Consider the following 22,310-nt stretch of genomic DNA (forward strand, 5'->3'; position numbering starts at 1 on the left):
TCAGCTGCCGGACAGCGAATCCGACACCGTGGCCACCGTGCTGACCGTGGTCAGCGAGCCGGTGATGGCGGCGATGGCCTTGTTCCACTGCGCGTAGGGCGCTTCGGTGACGTAGAGCGTGTCCTGATCGCGCACGACGAAGTCACGCGCCATGAAGACGCCGTTGGGCCGGGTCAGATCCAGCACATAGACCATGCGCTGCGCGCCGATCAGGTCGGTGCGGCCCAGCACCTGATTGGCGATGTCGGCGGGTTCGTTGCGGAAGATGAACACGCCGGTGGGATCGGCGGCGGTGGGCACCAGCCCGCCGACCTGTGCGATGGCCTCCACCGCCGACAGGGTCTGCGTCTCGAAGGGCACGCGGGCCTGCGTGCCGGTGGCGCCAAGCGCGGTGAAGGCGCGGGTGTCTTCCTCGACCAGAATCCGGTCGCCGCCGCGCAGCGCGATGTCATAGCGCGGGTTCTTGTAGAGATCCTGAAACCAGATCTTGCCCTGATGCCCGCCGCGCAGCACGGTGATCTGCGCGATCTCCGGCTCGATGGCGATGCCCCCGGCGCGGGCCAGCATGGCCGACAGCGTGCGCGTGGGCCGTTCGATCGGATAGACGCCCTGCGCTCCCACCGCGCCCACAAGGCTGACGCTGGATCCGTCGCCCGCCAGACGCCGCACCTCGACCTGCGGATCGGGAGTCTGGTCCTGCAGCTTGTCGGTGATCAGGCGGCGGATCGCTTCGGGGGAATTGCCGGCGGCCTGAATCCGGCCTGCATAGGGCACGAAGATGGAGCCCGAGCCATCGACCTGCACTTCTTCAAGGATGGTGGAATTGGTGGTTTCCGCCGCCAGAAGCCCGTCATCGACGTTTTCCCAGATGGTCAGGCCCAGCACGTCCCCCGGCTGGATCGTGTCCGATCCGACCAGACCCGCGCTCTGGAACTGTTCGGAAAAGCCAAGTGCCGGGACCACGGCGGTGGCGCGGGTCACGCGGTCATTGACCGAGACGACAAAGGCGTCGCCTTCCTGCATCACCGATCCGGCATAGATCTCGCGTTTGTTGGGGCCGACGCGCGGCAGGCCGCAGGAGGCCAGAAACGACACCGCGACCAGAAGTGCGACGGATTGCGCCCATCGACTGGGAAACTGTTTCACTGCTCGGTCTCCTCGACCTGTTCTTGCCTCTGGCTTTTTTGGAAAACCCTAGCGCAGGACCTTGCAAAAACATACCCTGTCGGGGCCTGCCGCTCAGCGGACAAGCCGCAACTGTTGCCGGGGCGCCGCGGTTCCGTGACGCAGCGCGTCATAGGGATCATGCGGGGCCAGCATCATGTCGACCACCTGCCGCAGCAGCTGCCGCCGCCCGCGGGCGGAATAGAAGCCGCCGGGCAGCTGGCTGGTTTCCAGCAGATAGCGGCGGAACTGCTTGTAGGCGCGGTTGTCGGGCGGGGTGGGCTGGGCAAAAAACTCGGCCAGCGGCTGGTCCGAGACGAATTCCGGCTTGGCATAGACTGCCCGGCCAAAGACCCGCAGCGGGATGCCGCGCCACAGCACCTGCTGTCCGGCGGTGGAATTGACGGTGACGGCGCTGCGCGCGTCGTTCAGCAACTGCGCCAGCTTGCCGCCGGGGACAAAATGCACCCGGTCCTCGACCCCCAGACGGCGGGCAGTGTCGCGGATGGCGCGGCGCAGCGGGAACTGGCCGTTTTCCAGCGGATGCGCCTTGACCACCAGATGATGATGGCCGGGGGCGCCGCGGGCGAACCCCTCGATCACCAGATCCAGAAATTCGGTCATCGAGCCAAAGGGCGAATGCTGGCGGAAGCTGGCATCATGTTCCAGCTGCAGCAACGCCAGATGATAGGGAAAGCCGCCCAGCCGGATGCGCAGCGTCTCGATCAGCCGCTCGGCGCGGTTGACCGGCATCAGCAGCAGGCGCTTGACGTAAAGCTGGAATTCGCGCGCCACCGACAGGTCGCGATGTGGGCGGAAGGCGCGGTAATCACCGTTCCGGAACAGCACGAACCAGTGGTAGAGCGCGCCGTAAAAGATGTGCTGGCGCATGTCGCCCCAATGGCCGGGGGGCAGCGGCGCCTCCATGTCCGAACGTTCGAGCGCCGCGCGCATCTCGGGCACGGTCATCTGCATCAGCCGGGAATGGCCATTGGCGCCGCCGCGTTCATAGGTGATCCAGTAGGGGCGCATGTAGCCTTCTTCGAAGACATGCACGGTCAGGCCCCGGGCGCGCGCCTCGGCCACGGCCTGCGCATGCAGCGGGCGGGTGTCGCCATAGAGCACCAGATCGGTGACGCGCTTCTCGCTGAGGAGCGTGCGCAGGTGGTCGGGCCAGTCGGCGGGCGGGGCGGTGAAGGGCAGGTAGCTTTGCGGATGGAACCAGAAGGCGCGGTCGCCCGCGTTGAAGCCGACGCGCCAGACCTCGGCCCCGGTGCGGCGCAGCATCTGGCCCAGACGGTGAAAGAACGGCCCGTGCGGACCCTGAAGGAACAGGAAGACCCGGTGCTGCGCTGTTGCCTTGGTCATGGCCCCCCGCTAAGGATTGGCCCCGTCCGGGGCGGTCCGATGGAGGACGCTACCGTGATTTCGTGACCAGAATAAGGCCCTCATGGGGCAGACAGGGAGAAGCGGCATGTTCACCGGCATCGTCACCGACATGGGCGAAATCCGCGATCTGACGCAGGCGGGGGATCTGACCGCGCGGATCGGCACGCGGTATGACACCGGCGGCATCGACATCGGCGCCTCGATCGCCTGCGACGGGGTCTGCCTGACCGTGGTGACGCTGGGGCCGGACTGGTTCGACGTGCAGATCAGCGCGGAAACCCTTTCAAAGACCAATCTTGGCGGCTGGACCGCGGGCCAGCGCATCAATCTGGAACGCGCGCTGAAGGTCGGCGACGAGCTGGGCGGGCATATCGTGTCCGGTCATGTGGACGGGCTGGCGGAGGTGGTGTCGGTGACCGACGAGGGCGACAGCACCCGCGTGCAGCTGCGCGCCCCCGAGGCGCTGGCCAAGTTCATCGCGCCCAAGGGATCGGTGGCGCTGAACGGCACCTCGCTGACGGTGAACGAAGTGCAGGGCGCGGTGTTCGGCATCAACTTCATCCCGCATACCAAAGAGGTCACCACATGGGGCCGGGTCGCGGTGGGCGACCGGGTCAATCTGGAGGTGGACACCATGGCGCGCTACGTGGCGCGGCTGGCCGAGATGAGCTGAGGCGCGGCGCCAGATCAAGGCGAGGGGCTCTGCCCCTCGCGCCGGAGGCGCGGTGCCAGATCAAGGCGAGGGGCTCTGCCTCTCGCGCCGGAGGCGCGGCACTGGGAAAGGCGAGGGGCGCTGCCCCTCGCGCTCCCCGGGATATTTTTGCCAAGAAGAAGGGGCGGGGGCTGCTGTGGCGTCTTGTGGTGCGGCAGCGCGGGCGGTCATTCGGCGGGCTGGAAGCCGAGGATGAGCTGGCGCAGGCCGAGTGCGGCGCCCGCGAAGATGGCCGCCATGGTGACCGGGGCCGACAGGGCCAGCACCGAAAAGGCCGAAAGGCCCTGACCGATGGTGCAGCCCATGGCCACGACCGCGCCCGCGCCCATCAGGGCCGCGCCGATGATCTGGCGGCGCAGTTCGCGCGGATCCTCGCAGGCCTCCCAGCGGAAGTGCCCCTTGATCAGCGAGCCGAGGAAGGCGCCGGCCCAGACCCCGGCCACGGATCCCACGGCAAAGGTGATGGGGCGCGCCGATCCGGTCATCCACCACAGCAGCGAGTCGCCCAAGGGCGCGGCGAAGCTGTGCGAGGCCACCGGCACGCCGGCAAAGCCCGTGGCCGCAACCCAGGCCGTGCCCGCCCAGGCCAGCACGATGGCGAGGCCGACGGCCATGGCCCATGCCACCTGTTTCGGTTTCGCGCGCAGCCCGGGCGAGGCGAGCGCGCCCGCGAGGATCAGCGCGCCGAAGCCGAGCCCGAGCGCCGTGACCGGCAGGCCGGTCAGGCGCGCCAGCCAGTGCGCCAGCCCCGGCGGCGTTGTGGTGATGACCTCCGCCTGCGGGAACAGCGCCACGCGCAGCGGCGCCAGCGGGCCGGACAGCACCACATAGGTGGACACGCCCATCACCAGCACGATGACGAAGCTGCGCAGGTCGCCGCCGCCCAGCCGGGCGATGGCGCCATAGCCGCAGGTGCCCGCCAGCGCCATGCCATAGCCAAAGGCCAGCCCTCCCGCGATGGAGGCCAGTGGCACCCAGCGGACCGACAGGTAATAGGTGTCGGTCGCCTCTAGCAGGCCCGCCGCCATCAGCCCGAAACTGCCGAGCACCGCCGTGCCGATGGCCACCCCCCACATGCGCAGCCGCAGGTCGGATCCGCCATAGAGCACATCCTCGATGGCGCCGAGGGTGCAGAACCGCCCCAGCCGGGCGGCAAGGCCCAGAAGCAGGCCGCTGGCCAGCCCGATCAGGGCGACCAGATGATGGTCGGTGATGCTGTCGATCATGACAGGGCTCCTCCTCCGCTGTCGTGAGGGCGGAGTATGGGATGATGTCGCGAAATTCGCAAGCGTGTTCTGGAATGTGTTCGGTCAGGATCCGCTGCTGGTGGGCGCGCCGTCTTCGGCGCAGAACAGCTCGTAGACGCATTCCAGCATGCGGCGGGGCCGGTCATCGGCGAGCCGGTAATAGATGGCCTTGCCGTCGCGGCGCGGCACCACCAGCCCTTCGAGCCGCAGGCGCGACAGCTGCTGCGACACGGCGGCCTGCCGGGCAGAGAGCAGATCCTCCAGTTCGGTCACGGATTTCTCGCCGGTGACCAGATGGCACAGGATCATCAGGCGGCCTTCATGGCTGATCGCCTTGAGAAAGGCCGAGGCCGCTGTCGCCTTGTCGACGATCCGGTCCAGTTCCGCCTCGCTCAGATCGTCAGAGATGACCGGAAGCGTCATGTTCATCACCCACCCTCCAGAGGGATCGCCGGGCCGTCCTCCACCGCGCCGGGATCGTAGTCCGTGTGCTGCTCCAGCATGCGCGCGAGCATCGGCCAGAAGAAATCCTCGCCCACGTAGCCTTCCATGCGGGCCAGTTCCTGACCGTTCTCTATCAGGAGGAAGGTGGGCGTGAATACCACCTTTCGGGCATATGTCACGCCGTCGGGCGGGGGATCGCGCAGATCCGCCCGCAAAAGCGGCGCAAACCGGCCTTCGGAGGTGTTGGGATAGGCGGGGGCGATCTGCCGGTTCCAGAGCGCGCAATAGGCGCAGCCCTGCTGTTCGACCATCAGCAGACGCAGCTCTGCCCGCGCCGGGGCGCTGAACAGGGCAAGGGCGGCAAGCCCTGCAAACAGAAGGACGGAAAGGCGCATCGCACACCCGGTTGACGTATCGTCGGACAAGGTAATATGAATATGTGAATTGTTCAAGGCGGGGGAGGCGGGCTTGTTCGACATCAGCTTTCTGGGGGCCCTGCTGGCGGGCTTCGGTGCCTTCTTCACCCCCTGCATCCTGCCGATGGTACCTTTTTACCTGTCATACATGGCGGGGATTTCCATGGCGGAGCTGCGCGGCGACGGGGCGATCGCGCCCGGGGCGCAGCGGCGGCTTCTGGTCTCTTCGGTGATGTTCGCGCTGGGCGTGACCACGATCTTCATGCTGCTGGGGATGGGGGCCACCGCGCTGGGGCAGGCCTTTGCCGACTGGCGGCGGCCGCTGTCTTATGTGGCGGCGGCGGTCATCTTCCTGTTCGGGCTGCATTTTCTGGGCGTCATCAAGATCGGGTTCCTCTACCGGGAAAAGCGGATGGACAGCAAGGCGGACCCGTCGACGGTGCTGGGCGCCTATGTCATGGGGCTGGCCTTCGGCTTTGGCTGGACCGCCTGCGTGGGGCCGGTGCTGGCCTCGATCCTGATGATCGCAAGCGGCATGGGCGATATCGTGATGGGCGCGCTGCTGCTGGCGGTGTTCGGGCTGGGCATGACCGCGCCCTTCGTGCTGGCGGCGGCTTTTGCGCGGCCATTCCTGACCTGGATGCAGCGTAACCGCCGCTATCTCAATCATGCCGAGAAAGTGATGGGCGTGCTGCTGATCGTGTTTGCGATACTGATCGCGACCGACACCGTGAACACGATCTCGACATGGATGATCGAGACATTCCCGGGCTTCACGGCGCTCGGCTGACCAAGGGAGGAGAGAGATGTTTCTGCGTTTTGCCGCGGCTCTGGCCGCAACCTGTATCGCGCTGCCCCTCTGGGCGGCCGAGATGGGCGATGACGGGCTCTACAAGGAGCCTTGGATGCGCGACACCTTCAAGGATCTGCGCGAGGATCTGGCCGAGGCCAATGCCGAGGGCAAGCGGCTGGTGCTGTTCGTGGAGCAGCGCGGCTGCATCTACTGCCACCAGATGCACGAGGAGGTGTTTTCCGACGCCGAGGTGAGCGATTACATCGCCGACAATTTCTATGTGGTGCAGATCAACCTGCATGGCGACACCGAGGTCACCGATTTTGACGGTGAGTCGCTGCCCGAGAAGGCTGCGGCGCAGAAATGGCGGGTGCTGTTCACGCCAAACATCGTGTTTCTGCCCGAAGAGGTGCCCGAGGATGCCACGGCGACAGAGGCGGCGGTGGCGGTGATGCCGGGCGCCTTTGGCAAGGGCACGACGCTCGACATGTTCACATGGGTCGCCGAGAAGCGATACGAGCTTGATAACGGCGAAGATTTCCAGCGTTATCACGCCAGACGGATTCAGGAACGCGCCGATGGCGCCACCGACTGAGTCGAAAGGTTAACGGACAGTAATTCACATCCGTGAATTTGTTGTTGCGTAAAGGGGCTGCGGTAGACTACGGTATTCCATAGCCAAAGACGACGAGGCCCGGAACAAGGGCCGGCTTGAGCCTAGGGAGGAGACATGAAGTTTATAGGGATGACGCTGGCCGCCGCGCTTTTTGCCGGGGTGGCCGCGGCCGAGACCGTTCTACCCGATGACGTCGTCTATGACGACTACGGCGCGGTAGAGGCTTCGCTGACCGGCCAGCCCGGCAACCCGGAAAACGGCGCCAAGATCGCGGTCAACCGCGGTCTGGGCAATTGCGTGGCCTGCCACGCGGTCTCTGCACTGGACAATGCGCCCTTCCATGGCGAAGTCGGGCCGCCGCTTGACGGCGTGGGCGGCTATCGGAGCGAGGCGGAACTGCGCGGGATCATCGCCAATGCCAAGCACACCTTCGAAGGCACGGTGATGCCCGCCTTCTACAAGACCAGCGGGTTCATCCGTCCGGGGGACGGGTATACCGGCAAGGCCGCGTCAGAGACGATTTCCCCCATTCTCGCCGCACAGGACGTAGAGGACGTGGTCGCGTTCCTCATGACGTTGCAGGACTGACAGACGCGACCACCCAGATTCAGGAGACATGCAACATGGACTTCACACGTCGTGAAACCCTGGCCATCGGCGGTGCCGCCGCTCTGGTCACGCTGCTGCCCGCCGGGGCCTATGCCGCGACCAGCGAAGAGCTGATCGCAGAGTTCACCGGTGGCGCCGACATGGCCGATACCGGGGTGGAACTGACCGCGCCCGAGATCGCGGAAAACGGCAATACCGTGCCGATCGAAGTGCGTGCCGAAGGCGCGTCGGCCATTCTGGTGCTTGCCACCGGCAACCCGACCCCGCCCGTGGCCACCTTCAACTTCGGCCCGCTCGCCGCGTCGCAATATGCCTCCACCCGGATCCGGCTGGCCGGCACGCAGGATGTGGTGGCGGTGGCCAAGCTGGCCGATGGCAGCTTTGCCCGCACCAGCAAGACCGTGAAAGTCACCATCGGCGGCTGCGGCGGCTGATCGACCCCCTCTCATCAGGAGACGTTTAAAATGGCAGACGGTGTCAAACCCCGGGTGAAAGTCCCCAAATCCGCCGCCGCTGGCGAGGCTGTGATGCTGAAGACGCTCATCAGCCACCCGATGGAATCCGGCCAGCGCAAGGACAGCAGCGGCAACGTGATCCCGCGGTCGATCATCAACCGCTTCACCTGCGAATTCAACGGCGAGATGGTCCTTGACGTGGCCATGGATCCGGCGATTTCGACCAATCCCTACTTCGAATTCGAAGCCATGGTGAACGAAGCCGGTGACTTCAAGTTCACGTGGTACGACGACGACGGCTCGGTCTACGAAGACACGCAGAGCATCGAAATCGCATGATTTCGGAGCCCCGCCCCGCGAGAAGACGGGGCGGGGTCTTTCAGGGAGGGAGAAGCGACATGAAGTACAAGACCATGACGGCTGTCATTGCCACTCTGGCCCTGTCTGCACCGATGCTGAGTGCGGGCGGCGCGGATGATGACACCTTGATCATCAACGGGGATCTGGAAATCACCACCAAGACCGCCGCGCCGGACCATCTTGAAAACCTCGACGAGATCGTCTCGGGCTGGCATTTCCGGGCGGACGAGACGCAGGCTCTCGAGATGGACGATTTCGACAATCCGGGGATGATCTTTGTCGATCAGGCCATCGACACATGGAACGCCCCCGAAGGCAGCGAGGGCAAATCCTGCGCCGACTGCCATGGCGACCCCGAGGAGATGGCGGGCGTGCGCCCGGTCTATCCCAAGTGGAACGAAGAGGCGGGCGAGGTGCGCACGCTTCAGATGCAGTATAACGACTGCCGGGTGAACCGCATGGGCGCCGAGCCGTGGAAATACGACTCCAAGCCGGCGGTGTATATGGATGCGCTGATGTCCTCGGTCTCGCGCGGGATGCCGGTTGATGTTGCCATCGACGGACCCGCTGCCGAGACCTGGGAACAGGGCAAGGAGATGTATTACACCCGGTATGGCCTGCTGGAACTGTCCTGCGCCAACTGCCACGAGCAGAATTACGGCAATTACATCCGCGCCGACCACCTGAGCCAGGGCCAGATCAACGGCTTCCCGACCTACCGGCTGAACAGCGCGAGCCTTGTCGGCAGCCATGACCGCTTCCGCGGCTGCATCCGCGACACCCGCGCCGAAACCTTTGCCGCCGATTCCCCGGAATTTGTCGCGCTGGAGCTTTATGTCGCCTCGCGCGGCAACGGGCTTGGCGTCGAAGGTCCGGCTGTCCGCAACTGAGCCACTCGTCCCGCGCGGCTGCGTCGCGCGGGATTTCTGCCCGCATTCAATTCACACATGCGCATGTGTGTCACGACCAAGGAACCTTCTCCCATGATCTCCAGACGCGATTTCCTTCAGGTGTCCATGGCGGCCTCGGCGCTGGTCGGGGCCAGCGGCTTTGGCAACTGGTCGCGGCTGGCGGCGCAGCAGGCGCTGACGCAGGACCAGCTTCTGCAGTTCGACACGTTTGGCAATGTCTCGCTGATCCATGTCACCGACATCCATGCGCAGCTGAAACCGATCTGGTTCCGCGAACCTTCGGTCAATATCGGCGTCGGTCCCAACAAGGGCGAGGTGCCGCATGTCACCGGCGCCGATTTCCGCAGGCTCTACGGGATCGAGGATGGCTCGCCGTCGCATTACGCGCTGTCTTCGGGGGATTTTTCGGCGCTGGCGCAGGCCTATGGCAAGGTGGGCGGCATGGACCGCGTGGCCACGGTGGTCAAGGCGATCCGCGCCGACCGGCCCGACGCGATCCTGCTGGATGGCGGCGACACGTGGCATGGCTCGCTGACCTGCTACAAGACCGCCGGGCAGGACATGGTCAATGTCATGAACGCGCTGAAGCCGGATGCCATGACCTTCCACTGGGAATTCACGCTGGGCTCCGACCGGGTGCGCGAGCTGGTGGAGGGACTGCCCTTCGCCGCGCTTGGCCAGAACATCTTTGACGCGGAATGGGATGAACCCGCCGAGGCGTTCAAGCCCTATCAGGTCTTCGAACGGGGCGGGGTCAAGGTCGCGGTGATCGGGCAAGCCTTCCCCTATATGCCCATCGCCAACCCCGGCTGGATGTTCCCCGAATACAGCTTCGGCATCCGCGACGCGAACATGCAGGCCATGGTCGACGAGGTGCGGGCGCAGGGCGCCGAACTGGTGGTCTGCCTGTCGCATAACGGTTTCGACGTGGACAAGAAGATGGCGGGCATCGTGTCGGGCATCGACGTGATCCTGTCCGGCCACACCCATGACGCGCTGCCCGAACCGGTGCTGGTGGGCGAGACGATCATCGTCGCCTCCGGCTCCAACGGCAAGTTTGTCAGCCGCGTGGATCTGGACGTGCGCGATGGCCGGATGATGGGCTTCCGCCACAAGCTGATCCCGATCTTTTCCGACGTGATCACCCCCGATGCCGAGATGGCGCAGCTGATCGACGAGCAGCGCGCGCCCTTCAAGGCGGAGCTGGAGGAGGTCATCGGCGAGACGGAGTCGCTGCTGTATCGCCGGGGCAATTTCAACGGCTCGTGGGATGACCTGATCTGCAACGCGCTGCTGTCCGAACGCGAGGCCGACATCGCCATGTCGCCGGGCGTGCGCTGGGGGCCGTCGCTGATCCCCGGGGCGCCGATCACCCGCGAGGACATCTTCAACGTCACCTCCATGACCTATGGCAAGGCCTACCGGTCGGAGATGACCGGGGAGTTCATCAAGGTGATCCTCGAAGACGTGGCCGACAACATCTTCAACCCCGATCCCTATTACCAGCAGGGCGGCGACATGGTGCGCATCGGCGGCATGGGCTACCGCATCGACATCTCCAAGCCGCAGGGCGAGCGCATCAGCGAGATGACGCTGCTGAGCACCGGCGAGGCCATCGACCCCGCCAAGACCTATGTGGTCGCGGGCTGGGCCAGCGTGAACGAGGGCACCGAGGGGCCGCAGATCTGGGATGTGGTGGAAAGCCATATCCGCAAGCAGGGCACGGTCACCGTGCCCGACAACACCAGCGTGCAGGTGGTGGGCGCGTAAGCGCCCCCGCCGCGGGCATTTGGCAAAAAATTTTCGCCGGTTCATTCACATAGGCGAATAAGTCTATCCGAAAAGGAGCTCGACATGGCAGAGGATACCGGGCGCGGCACCAGCCGCCGGGCCTTTCTCAGAGGAAGCGTGGCCGCCGGTGGGGCCGTGCTGGGCGCGGGCATGGCGCAGGCCGCCGATCCCGATCCGCTGATCACCACCGTGCAGCCTTGGGCGCAGGGCTTTGGCGACGGGGTGGATGCCACCCCTTACGGCCTGCCCATCCGGTTCGAGGAGGACGTGATCCGGCGCAACGTCGAATGGCTGACCGCCGACACGATCAGTTCGATCAACTTTACGCCGATCCACGCGCTGGATGGCACGATCACTCCTGCGGGCTGCGCCTTTGAGCGGCACCATTCCGGGGCGATCGAGCTGGCGAAGGAAGATTACCGGCTGATGATCAACGGTCTGGTGGAGACGCCGATGGTCTTCAGCTATGCCGATCTGGAGCGGTTCCCGCGCGAAAACCACGTGTATTTCTGCGAATGTGCCGCGAATTCCGGCATGGAATGGGCGGGCGCGCAGCTGAACGGCGCGCAGTTCACCCATGGCATGATCCACAACATGGAATATTCGGGCATCCCGCTGCGCACGCTTCTGGCCGAGGCGGGCTGGTCGGGCGAGACCGAGGGCAAGTGGGTCTATGTGGAAGGCGCCGATGCGTCTTCCAATGGCCGCTCCATCCCCATGGAAAAGGCGCTGGATGACTGCCTTGTCGCCATCAAGGCCAATGGCGAGGCGCTGCGCAAGGAACATGGCTATCCGGCGCGGCTGGTGGTGCCGGGCTGGGAAGGCAACATGTGGGTGAAGTGGATCCGCCGCATCGAGGTGATGGACGGCCCCGTGGAATCCCGCGAGGAGACTTCCAAATACACCGACACGCTGGCGGATGGCACCTCTCGCAAGTGGACCTGGGTCATGGATGCCAAATCGGTGGTGACCTCTCCCAGCCCGCAGATGCCCATCACCCATGGTCAGGGCCCGGTGGTCATCACCGGCATGGCATGGAGCGGCCATGGCCGCATCACCCGCGTCGACGTGTCCAAGGACGGCGGCAAGACATGGGAAACCGCGCGGCTGGCCCGCGAGGGCGAAAACAAGGCGCTGACCCGCTTCTACCTCGACACGGTCTGGGAGGGCGAGGAGTGGCTGCTGCAGTCGCGCGCCATCGACGAGACAGGCTATGTGCAGCCGACCAAGGCGCAGCTGCGCGAGGTGCGCGGCCTGAACTCGATCTATCACAACAACGCGATCCAGACATGGTGGATCAAGTCGAACGGAGAGGCCGAAAATGTCGAAGTCTCTTAAGCTTTTTGGCGCGGCGACGCTGGGCGTCGCGGGCGTGATGGTGGTCGCGGTCAATTTCGCCGACCGCAACATTGCCGGGATGCCGGCTGAGCCGCAGCTTCTGGGCGCGCTGCCCGCGCCGGAGCCGGTCGAGACCGCCGAGGCGCCGCAGGGTCTGCTGGTGGGGGCCGCGCAGGCCGCCACCTCTGCCGGGGATGGCAAGTTCGGTCTGGGCCGCACGGCGCTGCCCGAGGAGGTCGCGGCATGGGATCACGACATCAGCCCCGATGGCACCGGCCTGCCGGTGGGGGCAGGCTCGGTCGAGGATGGCGAGATGCTGTTCGAGGACAACTGCGCCTCCTGTCACGGATCCTTTGCCGAAGGGGTTGGCAACTGGCCGAAGCTCGCCGGGGGGGACGGCACGCTGAACCATGCCGATCCGCTGAAGACGGTGGGCTCGTTCTGGCCCTATCTGTCCACGGTCTATGATTACGTCCACCGCTCCATGCCGTTTGGCAATGCGCAGATCCTCAGCGATGACGAGGTGTATGCCATCACGGCCTATATCCTTTATTCCAACGATCTGGTGGATGACGAATTCGTCCTCTCGAACGAGAATTTCACCGAAGTCGAGATGCCCAACAGCGAAGGGTTCATCGTCGATGACCGGGCGGAGACGGAATATCCGCAATGGCGCGCCGACCCCTGCATGGAGGCCTGCAAGGACGAGGTGGAAATCACCATGCGCGCGACCGTGCTGGATGTGACCCCCGATCAGGCAGGCAGCGAGGCGGAGCCCGCCGCGACCGAAGCGGCGGCTGCCCCCGCCGAGGACGCCGCGCCCGCAGCGGCGGAACCCGAGACCGCAGAGGCCGCCCCGGCGGAGCCTGCGGTGCAGGAAGCCGCCTTTGATCCGGATCTTGCCGCAGAGGGCGAGAAGGTCTTCAACAAGTGCAAGGCCTGCCATCAGGTGGGCGAGGGCGCCAGCAACCGCACCGGGCCGGAACTGAACGGCATCGTGGGCCGCGAGGTCGCCGCCGCTGAAGGGTTCAAATATTCCGACGCCATGATGGAACATGGCGGCACATGGACCCCCGAGGAACTGCGCGCCTTTCTTGCCAATCCGCGGCAGGATCTGAAGGGCACCCGCATGGCCTTTGCCGGGCTGCGGAAGGACGAGGATCTTGATGCCGTGATCGAGTATCTCAAAAGCTTCCCGTAACCGGACCGCTCTGAACGCAGATCGCCCGGCGCCCTTGCGGCGCCGGGTTTTTTTGTGCGCGCGCCCCGCATCGGCCAAGCGCCGCCGATGGCGAAAAGGTGAGGTATTCCGGAATTGCCGGACCGCCGCGAAAGGCGCAGGATCATGACAGAGACAGGCGTCTCCAACGATATTTGATCCAGATTTAAGCCACTTCACGACCTTTTCATTCTGACCATTCGGCGGATGTTTCGCCCGCAGACCGGAGACACGTATCATGACTTTTCGCACTGGCATTGTCTGGCTGGCCACCGCGCTGGCGCTTGCTGCCGCTCTGGGGCTTCTGCCGCGCGCGGAACCGCGCGATTTCCGCATGGTCACTCCGCCGCAGGTGCAGGACGGGCAGACCCACGTCTGAGGGTGCGCCGCGGCAAGTCCCGGCTAACCATGTGACGCGGCCCCCCTTGACCTTCCGCGCAGGCGCGCGCCTGATAGGTACATGGGGCACGGACATCATCACCACCACCATCACCACGCGGCGGCGCAGGGCGACCTGCGCATGGGGTTTGCGGTTGCCATCAATCTTGCGCTGACGGTGGCGCAGGTGGTGGGCGGCGTGCTGTCCGGCAGTCTGGCCATGATCGCCGACGCGCTGCACAATTTTTCCGACGCGATCTCGCTGATCATCGCGACACTGGCGCGGCGCATCGCGCGCCGCCCGGCCTCGGCGGAAATGCCCTTTGGCTGGGCGCGGGCCGAGGTGGTGGCGGCGCTCATCAACTACACCACGCTCATCGTGATCGGGCTTTATCTGGCGATGGAGGCGGTGCTGCGCTTCCTGTCGCCGGAGCCGGTGCAGGGCTGGCTCGTGGTCATCATCGCGGGCGTGGCGCTGGTCATCGACCTTGCCACGGCGGCGCTGACATGGGCCATGGCCAAGGACAGCGTCAACATCCGCGCGGCTTTCCTGCACAACGTGGCGGATGCTCTGGGCTCGGTGGCGGTCATTCTTGCGGGCACGCTGATCCTGCTCTTTGGCTGGACATGGGTGGACCCTCTGGTCACGCTGCTGATCGCTGCCTATATCCTGTGGATGGCATGCACCGAAATCGGCGGGGTCATCCGCATCCTCATGCTGGGCAGCCCGCCCGAGCTTGCCCCCGCCGAGGTGCTGGAAGAGGCGCGCGGCGTGGCAGGCGTGGCAGGGCTGCACAAGGCGCATCTGTGGCAGCTTGATGAACACAGCGCGGCGCTGCAGGCGCATCTTGTGGTGGCACAGGGGGCGTGGCACGAGGCCGACGCGATCAAGCGCGCGGTGAAGGACCGGCTGCAAAGCCGCTTCGGTCTGACCCGGGTCACGCTGGAGCTGGAATGCAGCCGACATCCCTGCGCGGCCCCGCAGGACTGGGGCGGAGCCTGATCCGGTTTTGGCCATGGCGGCCCTTGCAGCCCCTCAGGCCCGACACTAAGACTCTCTCAATATGCGCACGCTAGGCATTCAGACGACACATCACAGCAGGCAGGCGGACATGAACGATCCTTTTGACACTTACATGAACACCCTCGTTCCCATGGTCGTCGAACAGACCAGCCGCGGCGAACGGGCCTATGACATCTTTTCCCGCCTGCTGAAGGAACGCATCATCTTCCTGTCGGGGCCGGTGCATGACGGCATGTCGTCGCTCATCGTGGCGCAGCTTCTGCACCTTGAGGCGGAAAACCCGTCCAAGGAAATCTCGATGTATATCAACAGCCCCGGCGGTGTCGTCACCTCCGGCCTGTCGATCTATGACACGATGCAGTACATCCGGCCCAAGGTGTCGACCCTGGTGATCGGGCAGGCGGCCTCCATGGGGTCGCTGCTGCTGGCCGCGGGAGAGCCGGGCATGCGCTTCTCGCTGCCCAACAGCCGCATCATGGTGCACCAGCCCTCCGGCGGCTATCAGGGGCAGGCGACGGACATCATGATCCACGCCGAAGAAACCCTGAAGCTGAAGCGGCGCCTGAACGAGATCTATGTCCGCCATTGCGGCCGCACGCTCGAAGAGGTGGAGCGGGCGCTGGAGCGCGACAATTTCATGTCTCCGGAAGATGCCAAATCCTGGGGCCTGATCGACGACATCGTCGACAAGCGTGGCGCCGAAGATAAAAAATCGTGATCGGATTGCCGCGCCCCGACTTGGCGGCGTGGCAATTTTGACATTGTGGACCGGAAGGCGCTGTCCTAGACTTTCCGGACTTGGCAGAGACGATAGGCCTTCTCGGAGCATTGGCTCCGGTGAATGTGATGAACAGGCCTGGAAAGGTGTGACATGGCGACGAATTCCGGCGGCGACAGCAAGAACACCCTCTACTGCAGCTTCTGCGGCAAGAGTCAGCATGAAGTGCGCAAGCTGATCGCGGGTCCGACCGTCTTCATCTGCGACGAATGTGTCGAACTCTGCATGGACATCATCCGTGAGGAGACCAAGGGCGCTGGCCTGAAGTCTGCTGACGGGGTGCCCACGCCGCGGGATATCTGCGACGTGCTGGACGACTATGTGATCGGCCAGATGAAAGCGAAGCGGGTGCTGTCTGTTGCGGTGCACAACCACTACAAGCGGCTCAATCACTCGCAGAAAAGCAGTGACATCGAGCTGGCGAAATCCAACATCCTGCTGATCGGCCCGACGGGCTGCGGCAAGACCCTGCTGGCGCAGACGCTGGCACGGATCCTTGACGTGCCCTTCACCATGGCCGACGCGACCACGCTGACCGAAGCGGGCTATGTCGGCGAGGATGTGGAAAACATTATCCTGAAGCTGCTTCAGGCCAGCGAATACAACGTGGAGCGGGCGCAGCGCGGCATCGTCTATATCGACGAGGTCGACAAGATCACGCGCAAGTCCGAAAACCCCTCCATCACCCGCGACGTGTCGGGCGAAGGGGTGCAGCAGGCACTGCTGAAACTGATGGAAGGCACCGTGGCCAGCGTGCCGCCGCAGGGCGGGCGCAAGCATCCGCAGCAGGAATTCCTGCAGGTGGACACCACGAACATCCTGTTCATCTGTGGCGGCGCCTTTGCCGGGCTGGACCGGATCATCGCGCAGCGCGGCAAGGGTTCGGCCATGGGCTTTGGCGCCGATGTGCGCGATCCCGAACAGCGCGGCACCGGCGAGATCTTCAAGGAGCTGGAGCCCGAGGATCTGCTGAAATTCGGTCTTATCCCCGAATTTGTCGGCCGTCTTCCGGTCATCGCCACGCTGGAGGATCTGGACGAGGATGCGCTGGTCACCATTCTGACCCAGCCCAAGAACGCGCTGGTCAAGCAGTATCAGCGCCTGTTCGAGATGGAGGACACGCAGCTGTCCTTTACCGACGACGCGCTGAGCGCCGTGGCCAAGCGCGCCATCGCGCGCAAGACCGGCGCGCGGGGCCTTCGGTCCATCCTCGAAGGCATCCTGCTGGACACCATGTTCGAACTGCCGGGCATGGATGACGTGACCGAGGTGGTGGTGAACGAAGAGGCGGTGACCTCTGACGCCAAGCCGCTGCTGATCTACGCCGATTCCAAAAAGGAACCGGCCTCTGCGGGCTAAGACCGCGGACATTTCCAATCGGGGCGGGGCAGACAGGCCCCGCCCTTTTCTTGTGGACCAGAGGACTATCTGAATGACGATCCGGCGTATCTCCTTCGGGGGCGAGTTCGAGACCAAGATCGGCTATTGCCGCGCCGTGGTGGCGGGGGGCTTCGTGCATGTCGCGGGCACCGTGGGGCAGGGCGACACCGTCGAGGATCAGTGCCGCGCGGCGCTGGCCACCATCGAAAAGGCGCTGACCGAAGCGGGCGCCAGCCTGTCGGACACGGTGCGGGTCAACTATTACCTGCCCGACGCCGCCGAGTTCGAACCCTGCTGGCCGATCCTGCGCGAGGCCTTCGGCGCCAACCCGCCTGCCGCGACCATGGTGGTGGCCGAGCTGATCGACCCGAAATACCGGATCGAGATCGAATTGACCGCATTGGCCCCGGCCTGAGGCGGGCTGTCGCGCCGCCACGGCTGGACCTTGGCGGCGCAATTCGTCATATACGGACTGAGCTTGATCACGAGGAGTCGTCCATGGGCATTCTGAACACCCTGCTGGGGGCCGTGACTTGGTGGAACGGGGGCACGCTGAACACCCAGCTTTACACCTCGCGCAAGGGCGTGCGGGTGGGGGAGGATGATCAGGGCAACATCTTCTACCAGACCAAGGACGGCAAGCGCCGCTGGGTCATGTTCAATGGCGAGGCCGAGGCCACGCGGGTCGGCGCCGACTGGCACGGCTGGCTGCATCACACCTATGACACGCCGCCGACGGAAACGCCCATGGTGCACAAGCCGTGGCAGAAGCCGCATGTGGAAAACCTGACCGGCACCGCGCTGGCCTATGCGCCTGCCGGGTCGATCCGTCAGCCGCAGCCCGCGGCCCGTCGGGATTACGAGGCCTGGAGCCCGGAATAAATGGCCTCCTCTGTCACAGAGGTGCTGGTCGGTGGGGTTGTTCTGGCGGGGGCCGTCGCGTTCGGCGCCTATGCCGTCACCAGCACCGGCTACACGCTCTCGCAGCAGGGCTATCCGCTGACCGCCAGCTTCCGGTCTCTGGAAGGGGTGAGCGTGGGCAGCGACGTGCGTCTGGCCGGGGTCAAGGTGGGCTCGGTGACCGGCATCGCGCTGGATCCGGAAACCTATCGCGCCGAAATGTCCCTGACCCTGCAGGATCAGGTGAAAATCCCCGATGACAGCGCGATCGTCGTCACCTCCGAAGGGCTGCTTGGCGGCAATTTCGTGGAAATCAGCCCGGGCGGCTCTGCGTTCTTCTACGAGCCGGGGGCAGAGATCCTCGACACGCAGGGATCGGTCAGCCTGATGTCGCTGCTGTTGAAATATGTTGCGGGGGATGGCGAATGACACGGCTTCTGGCGCTGCTTCTGACGCTGGCCGCAGGTGCGGCTGTCGCGCAGGAAACCACCGAAACCGGCACCGGCGCGCTGCTGCGCGGGCTGGACAAGCTGAATGGCCGCGCCACCGATCTGGAGGTGCGCAGCGGCAACAGCACCGAATTTGGCCGGATCGAGATTACGGTGGAAGACTGCCGCTATCCGCTGGGCAACCGCGCGGGCGAGGCCTTTGCCTTTCTGACGGTGCGCGAGATGGGCACGGCAGAGCCGGTGTTCCGGGGCTGGATGATCGCCTCTTCTCCCGCGCTGAACCCGATGGATCACCAGCGTTACGACGTCTGGGTCATCCGCTGCACCAATTCCTGACCTGAGGCGGCCAAGGGCGTCTCTGCCAGCCGGGGCGCCTGCCGCAGCGCCAGCGCAAGCTGCGCGTGATAGCTGGCGCGGGGGATTTCGATGCCGCCCAGACTGGCCAGATGATCGGTCAGGAACTGCGTGTCAAACAGGGTAAATCCCGCCCGCCGCAGCAGATCCATCAGCCAGGCCAGCGCGAGTTTGGACCCGTCGCGGCGGCGCGAAAACATCGATTCGCCACAGAACGCGCCGCCCAGTTCCAGCCCGTACACCCCGCCTGCCAGAGCCCCGTCCATCCAGACTTCCAGCGAATGCGCCTGTCCCCGGTGGTGCAGCTCCAGAAACAGCCGCCGGATTTCGGCATTGATCCATGTTTCGGGACGGTCGGCGCAGGCATCGATCACCCCGGCAAAATCGGCGTTCAGCGTGATCCGGTAATCGTCGCGGCGCAGCCGCCGGGCCAGACTGCGCGAGATGCGAAAGCCGGTCATGGGCAGGATGCCGCGGCGGCGCGGATCGACCCAGAACAGCTCCGTGTCGGCGCGATGTTCGGCCATGGGGAAGATCCCCGACCTGTAGCCGTGCAGCAGAAGCTCCGGCGTCAGCTGCATCAGGCCCCCTTCCGCATGGGGAAAGGGGCCGGTGATGCGGGGGTCATGCGTCGGCGAGGGTGCTCGCCAGCCATTTTTCCAGCCAGTGAATGTTGTAATCGCCGGAATGGATGTCGGGTTCCTGCAGCAGCGCGTGGAACAGCGGCACGGTGGTGTCCACCCCATCGACGATCAGCTCGCCAAGCGCGCGGTTCAGGCGGGCCAGCGCTTCGGGGCGGTCGCGCCCGTGCACGATCAGCTTGCCGATCAGGCTGTCGTAATAGGGCGGGATGACATAGCCGTCATAAAGCGCCGAATCCATCCGCACACCCAGACCGCCCGGCGCGTGATACTGCGTGATCTTGCCGGGGCAGGGGGTGAAGCTGGGCAGGCGTTCGGCGTTGATCCGCACCTCGATGGCATGGCCATTGATGGTCAGATCCTCCTGCGTGAAGGACAGCGGATAACCTTCGGCCACCCGGATCTGTTCGCGCACCAGATCGACGCCAAAGATGGCCTCGGTCACCGGATGTTCCACCTGCAGGCGGGTGTTCATCTCGATGAAATAGAACTCGCCATCTTCATACAGGAATTCCACCGTGCCGGCGCCCGCGTATTTGATGCGGGCCACGGCGTCGGCGCAGGTCTTGCCGATGCGGGCGCGTTCCTCGGGGGTGATGCAGGGGCCGGGGGCTTCTTCGAACACCTTCTGGTGACGGCGCTGCAGCGAACAGTCGCGTTCCGCCAGATGCACCGCGTTGCCCTTGCCGTCGCCGAACACCTGAATTTCGATATGGCGCGGCTTCTGCAGGTATTTCTCGATATAGACCTCGTCATTGCCAAAGGCCGACTTGCCTTCAGCACGCGCGGTGTGAAAGGCACGCTCCATATCGGCGGCGGTCTGCGCCACCTTCATGCCACGGCCACCCCCGCCTGCGGTCGCCTTGATGATGACCGGATAGCCGATTTCCTCGCCCAGCCGTTTCGCGGTTTCCAGATCCGGCACGCCGCCGTCAGAACCGGGCACGCAGGGCACGCCAAGCGCCTTCATCGTGTCCTTGGCGGTGATCTTGTCGCCCATGATGCGGATATGTTCCGCGCGCGGCCCGATGAAGGTCAGGCCGTGATCCTCCACCATCTGCACGAAGCGGGCGTTTTCCGACAGGAACCCATAGCCGGGATGGATGGCCTGCGCGCCGGTCACCTCGCAGGCGGAAATAATGGCGGGCGGCAGCAGGTAGCTGTCGACCGAGGGCGCAGGGCCGATGCAGATGGTCTCATCGGCCATACGCACATGCATGGCGTCGGCATCTGCGGTGGAATGCACCGCGACAGAGGCGATGCCCATCTCGCGGCAGGCGCGGATGACACGCAGCGCGATTTCGCCCCGGTTGGCGATCAGGATCTTGTCGAACATGCCGGTTACTCGAGAATGACCAGAGGCGCGCCATATTCGACGGGCGCGCCGTCTTCGACCAGAATGCGCTTGACCGTGCCGGCGCGGGGCGAGGGGATGTGGTTCATGGTCTTCATCGCCTCGACGATGACCAGCGTGTCGCCTTCCTTGACCTGCGCGCCCACGGTGATGAAAGCCGGGGCACCCGGTTCGGCCTGCATGTAGATCGTCCCCACCATGGGCGAGGTGACGGCGCCGGGATGGGAGGCGGGATCCTCGGGCAGGGTGTCGGCCGCGCTGGGGGCCGGAATGGCGGCCACAGGGGCCGCGGCAGGGGCTGCGACGCTGGTGACCACCGGCGCCTGCGGGTGCATGCGGCTGACGCGCACGTTGAGGCTGTCATCCTCGCCGTAGTCGCGCTTGACCTGAAGCTCCGTCAGGTCGTTGTCTCGCAGCAGTTCCGCCAGGGCCTTGATGAAGGCCACATCGGCTTCATGGGTGTCTTTGCTCATGCCGTCCTCGCCGGTTTTGTGCCGGGCCCGTAGTTTTCAGGGCCTGTCGATTTCGGGCTTATAGGCCATGGTTTCTGCCATGAAAAGCGAGGCGGCGGCGAAATGGTGCGCGGGCCCCAACTTCGCGGCCGGAACGGCGGGTGCGTCAGGGGGCATTTGCCGGGTCGACGCGGTCGGTTCGGGGCGGTTCGTCCCTGTCTTCCTGGGAAGAAGAGGCCGGATCCGTGGCGGTCTCCGGCTCGGCCTCGCGCAGATGTTCCACCTGTTCATCGAGAATCGCGGTGATGCGCAGCTGCATGATGGAGGGCGGCGCGCTGTGGTTTCTGGGGTCGGGCAGGCCGGACAGCGTGCGCCAGAAGCTGGACGGGGGCAGACCCCCGGGTTCGGGATCTGCGGGGAGTGGTTTGCTGGCGGGCTGAACCACCGTCTCCCGCGCCGGGGGCGTGGGAGCGGCGGGAAGCCCTGACGGGTGACCGGTCGCGAACGGGGCGACCGTCGCGGGAACGCCGGGGAACTGCATCGACATGCTCCGTATCCTTGCGCCCCCGCGGGGAATTTATATCACGATCCCTGTTCCGTCGCAGCAGATCCGGTCGAATTTTCCCCGGAATCCGGTCTGAGGGTTAACGCGAGCTTTCTGTTCCTCCCTTGGCTCAGCCCTTGTTCTGGCGGTTTTCGATGAGGTCATCGACGACGGCAGGATCGGCGAGGGTGGAGATGTCGCCGAGCGCGCCGAAGTCGTTTTCGGCGATCTTGCGCAGGATGCGGCGCATGATCTTGCCGGAGCGGGTCTTGGGCAGGCCGGGCGCCCACTGGATCAGGTCCGGGGAGGCGATGGGGCCGATTTCGGTCCGGACCCAAGCGCGCAGCTCCTTCTTCAGATCCTCCGAAGGTGTTTCGCCGTTCATCAGCGTGACATAGCAGTAGATGCCCTGTCCCTTGACCGGGTGCGGATAGCCCACCACCGCCGCCTCGGCGACCTTGGCATGGGCGACCAGCGCCGATTCGACCTCTGCCGTGCCCATGCGGTGGCCCGACACGTTCAGCACGTCATCGACGCGCCCGGTGATCCAGTAATCGCCGTCAGCATCGGCGCGGCAGCCATCCCCGGTGAA

At 65.1% G+C, this 22,310-nt stretch carries 28 protein-coding genes; 18 read left to right on the forward strand and 10 right to left on the reverse strand.

The features are described 5' to 3' along the window. Both BLR51_RS16580 and BLR51_RS16585 read right to left on the reverse strand, forming a co-directional pair. Complete coding sequence (locus BLR51_RS16580) at nucleotides 1–1,146, reverse strand: polysaccharide biosynthesis/export family protein (RefSeq protein WP_089849039.1); 1,146 nt, start codon at nucleotides 1,144–1,146, stop codon at nucleotides 1–3. A 93-nt stretch (nucleotides 1,147–1,239) separates the two neighbouring features. After that, complete coding sequence (locus BLR51_RS16585) at nucleotides 1,240–2,532, reverse strand: capsule polysaccharide biogenesis protein (protein WP_089849040.1); 1,293 nt, start codon at nucleotides 2,530–2,532, stop codon at nucleotides 1,240–1,242. A gap of 106 nt (nucleotides 2,533–2,638) precedes the next feature. On the opposite strand from BLR51_RS16585, the gene BLR51_RS16590 reads away from it, so the two are divergent. Then, complete coding sequence (locus BLR51_RS16590; RefSeq protein ID WP_089849042.1) at nucleotides 2,639–3,226, forward strand: riboflavin synthase; 588 nt, start codon at nucleotides 2,639–2,641, stop codon at nucleotides 3,224–3,226. 206 nt (nucleotides 3,227–3,432) lie between these two features. Here the strand turns inward: BLR51_RS16590 and BLR51_RS16595 are convergent, their stop codons facing one another. The 3 genes from BLR51_RS16595 to BLR51_RS16605 all read right to left on the reverse strand — a co-directional run bounded on the left by BLR51_RS16595 (nucleotide 3,433) and on the right by BLR51_RS16605 (nucleotide 5,351). Next, a complete protein-coding gene (locus BLR51_RS16595; RefSeq protein WP_089849044.1) occupies nucleotides 3,433–4,491 on the reverse strand; it encodes a YeeE/YedE family protein in 1,059 nt (352 codons plus the stop codon). Between the two features lie 84 nt (nucleotides 4,492–4,575). Further along, nucleotides 4,576–4,941, reverse strand: coding sequence for an ArsR/SmtB family transcription factor (locus BLR51_RS16600; RefSeq protein WP_375342688.1), 366 nt, complete (start codon nucleotides 4,939–4,941; stop codon nucleotides 4,576–4,578). Continuing rightward, nucleotides 4,941–5,351 (reverse strand): thioredoxin fold domain-containing protein, encoded by a 411-nt coding sequence (locus BLR51_RS16605; RefSeq protein WP_089849046.1) that lies wholly within the window; start codon nucleotides 5,349–5,351, stop codon nucleotides 4,941–4,943. The genes BLR51_RS16600 and BLR51_RS16605 overlap by 1 nt, the downstream gene beginning before the upstream one ends. A gap of 73 nt (nucleotides 5,352–5,424) precedes the next feature. Between BLR51_RS16605 and BLR51_RS16610 the strand changes: the two genes are divergently transcribed. The 17 genes from BLR51_RS16610 (at nucleotide 5,425) to BLR51_RS16685 (ending at nucleotide 18,709) form a co-directional block, all read left to right on the forward strand. Next, nucleotides 5,425–6,162 (forward strand): cytochrome c biogenesis CcdA family protein, encoded by a 738-nt coding sequence (locus BLR51_RS16610; protein ID WP_089849100.1) that lies wholly within the window; start codon nucleotides 5,425–5,427, stop codon nucleotides 6,160–6,162. Nucleotides 6,163–6,178: 16 nt separating this feature from the next. Continuing rightward, entirely contained in the window at nucleotides 6,179–6,760 is a 582-nt protein-coding gene (locus tag BLR51_RS16615) for a thioredoxin family protein (RefSeq protein ID WP_089849047.1), read from the forward strand. A gap of 135 nt (nucleotides 6,761–6,895) precedes the next feature. Continuing rightward, nucleotides 6,896–7,369: a sulfur oxidation c-type cytochrome SoxX gene (soxX, locus tag BLR51_RS16620; protein WP_089849050.1), complete on the forward strand. Its 474-nt coding sequence runs from the start codon at nucleotides 6,896–6,898 to the stop codon at nucleotides 7,367–7,369. Between the two features lie 35 nt (nucleotides 7,370–7,404). After that, on the forward strand, nucleotides 7,405–7,824 hold the full coding sequence (gene soxY / locus BLR51_RS16625) for a thiosulfate oxidation carrier protein SoxY (protein ID WP_089849052.1): 420 nt from the start codon (nucleotides 7,405–7,407) through the stop codon (nucleotides 7,822–7,824). Between the two features lie 30 nt (nucleotides 7,825–7,854). Then, a complete protein-coding gene (soxZ, locus tag BLR51_RS16630; RefSeq protein ID WP_089849053.1) occupies nucleotides 7,855–8,184 on the forward strand; it encodes a thiosulfate oxidation carrier complex protein SoxZ in 330 nt (109 codons plus the stop codon). A 59-nt stretch (nucleotides 8,185–8,243) separates the two neighbouring features. Next, complete coding sequence (soxA, locus tag BLR51_RS16635; RefSeq protein WP_089849055.1) at nucleotides 8,244–9,095, forward strand: sulfur oxidation c-type cytochrome SoxA; 852 nt, start codon at nucleotides 8,244–8,246, stop codon at nucleotides 9,093–9,095. Between the two features lie 93 nt (nucleotides 9,096–9,188). Next, on the forward strand, nucleotides 9,189–10,886 hold the full coding sequence (gene soxB / locus BLR51_RS16640; RefSeq protein ID WP_089849057.1) for a thiosulfohydrolase SoxB: 1,698 nt from the start codon (nucleotides 9,189–9,191) through the stop codon (nucleotides 10,884–10,886). Between the two features lie 84 nt (nucleotides 10,887–10,970). After that, nucleotides 10,971–12,245: a sulfite dehydrogenase gene (gene soxC / locus BLR51_RS16645; RefSeq protein ID WP_089849059.1), complete on the forward strand. Its 1,275-nt coding sequence runs from the start codon at nucleotides 10,971–10,973 to the stop codon at nucleotides 12,243–12,245. Continuing rightward, entirely contained in the window at nucleotides 12,229–13,446 is a 1,218-nt protein-coding gene (locus tag BLR51_RS16650; protein WP_089849060.1) for a c-type cytochrome, read from the forward strand. Before soxC ends, BLR51_RS16650 begins: the two co-directional genes overlap by 17 nt. A gap of 256 nt (nucleotides 13,447–13,702) precedes the next feature. Then, nucleotides 13,703–13,843: a hypothetical protein gene (locus BLR51_RS27770; protein ID WP_165616852.1), complete on the forward strand. Its 141-nt coding sequence runs from the start codon at nucleotides 13,703–13,705 to the stop codon at nucleotides 13,841–13,843. An 81-nt stretch (nucleotides 13,844–13,924) separates the two neighbouring features. Continuing rightward, on the forward strand, nucleotides 13,925–14,845 hold the full coding sequence (locus tag BLR51_RS16655) for a cation diffusion facilitator family transporter (protein WP_089849064.1): 921 nt from the start codon (nucleotides 13,925–13,927) through the stop codon (nucleotides 14,843–14,845). A 109-nt stretch (nucleotides 14,846–14,954) separates the two neighbouring features. After that, nucleotides 14,955–15,584 carry an ATP-dependent Clp protease proteolytic subunit gene (locus tag BLR51_RS16660; protein WP_089849066.1) on the forward strand — a complete coding sequence of 210 codons (630 nt, stop codon included), beginning with the start codon at nucleotides 14,955–14,957 and terminating at the stop codon, nucleotides 15,582–15,584. A gap of 153 nt (nucleotides 15,585–15,737) precedes the next feature. Then, a complete protein-coding gene (gene clpX / locus BLR51_RS16665; protein WP_089849068.1) occupies nucleotides 15,738–17,003 on the forward strand; it encodes an ATP-dependent Clp protease ATP-binding subunit ClpX in 1,266 nt (421 codons plus the stop codon). A gap of 73 nt (nucleotides 17,004–17,076) precedes the next feature. Next, the gene (locus BLR51_RS16670; protein WP_089849070.1) at nucleotides 17,077–17,439 is read left to right on the forward strand and encodes a RidA family protein; all 363 of its coding nucleotides are present in this window, start codon (nucleotides 17,077–17,079) and stop codon (nucleotides 17,437–17,439) included. Between the two features lie 83 nt (nucleotides 17,440–17,522). Then, a complete protein-coding gene (locus BLR51_RS16675; protein ID WP_089849072.1) occupies nucleotides 17,523–17,906 on the forward strand; it encodes an NADH:ubiquinone oxidoreductase subunit NDUFA12 in 384 nt (127 codons plus the stop codon). After that, nucleotides 17,907–18,353 (forward strand): outer membrane lipid asymmetry maintenance protein MlaD, encoded by a 447-nt coding sequence (mlaD, locus tag BLR51_RS16680; protein ID WP_089849074.1) that lies wholly within the window; start codon nucleotides 17,907–17,909, stop codon nucleotides 18,351–18,353. After that, nucleotides 18,350–18,709: a DUF2155 domain-containing protein gene (locus BLR51_RS16685; protein ID WP_089849075.1), complete on the forward strand. Its 360-nt coding sequence runs from the start codon at nucleotides 18,350–18,352 to the stop codon at nucleotides 18,707–18,709. Before mlaD ends, BLR51_RS16685 begins: the two co-directional genes overlap by 4 nt. On the opposite strand, the gene aat is transcribed toward BLR51_RS16685, so the two are convergent. The 5 genes from aat to BLR51_RS16710 form a co-directional block, all read right to left on the reverse strand. Then, nucleotides 18,673–19,308: a leucyl/phenylalanyl-tRNA--protein transferase gene (gene aat / locus BLR51_RS16690; protein WP_089849077.1), complete on the reverse strand. Its 636-nt coding sequence runs from the start codon at nucleotides 19,306–19,308 to the stop codon at nucleotides 18,673–18,675. The genes BLR51_RS16685 and aat overlap by 37 nt on opposite strands. Nucleotides 19,309–19,351: 43 nt before the next feature. After that, nucleotides 19,352–20,704 (reverse strand): acetyl-CoA carboxylase biotin carboxylase subunit, encoded by a 1,353-nt coding sequence (gene accC / locus BLR51_RS16695; protein ID WP_089849079.1) that lies wholly within the window; start codon nucleotides 20,702–20,704, stop codon nucleotides 19,352–19,354. Nucleotides 20,705–20,709: 5 nt separating this feature from the next. Continuing rightward, nucleotides 20,710–21,195 carry an acetyl-CoA carboxylase biotin carboxyl carrier protein gene (accB, locus tag BLR51_RS16700; RefSeq protein ID WP_089849081.1) on the reverse strand — a complete coding sequence of 162 codons (486 nt, stop codon included), beginning with the start codon at nucleotides 21,193–21,195 and terminating at the stop codon, nucleotides 20,710–20,712. A 145-nt stretch (nucleotides 21,196–21,340) separates the two neighbouring features. Continuing rightward, nucleotides 21,341–21,721 carry a hypothetical protein gene (locus BLR51_RS16705; RefSeq protein ID WP_089849083.1) on the reverse strand — a complete coding sequence of 127 codons (381 nt, stop codon included), beginning with the start codon at nucleotides 21,719–21,721 and terminating at the stop codon, nucleotides 21,341–21,343. A 127-nt stretch (nucleotides 21,722–21,848) separates the two neighbouring features. Then, the coding region (locus BLR51_RS16710; protein WP_446000283.1) for an AMP-binding enzyme at nucleotides 21,849–22,310 on the reverse strand (462 nt) is incomplete at its 5' end.

Origin of the sequence: Salipiger marinus, from assembly GCF_900100085.1 — a bacterium.
Classification (GTDB): domain Bacteria; phylum Pseudomonadota; class Alphaproteobacteria; order Rhodobacterales; family Rhodobacteraceae; genus Salipiger; species Salipiger marinus.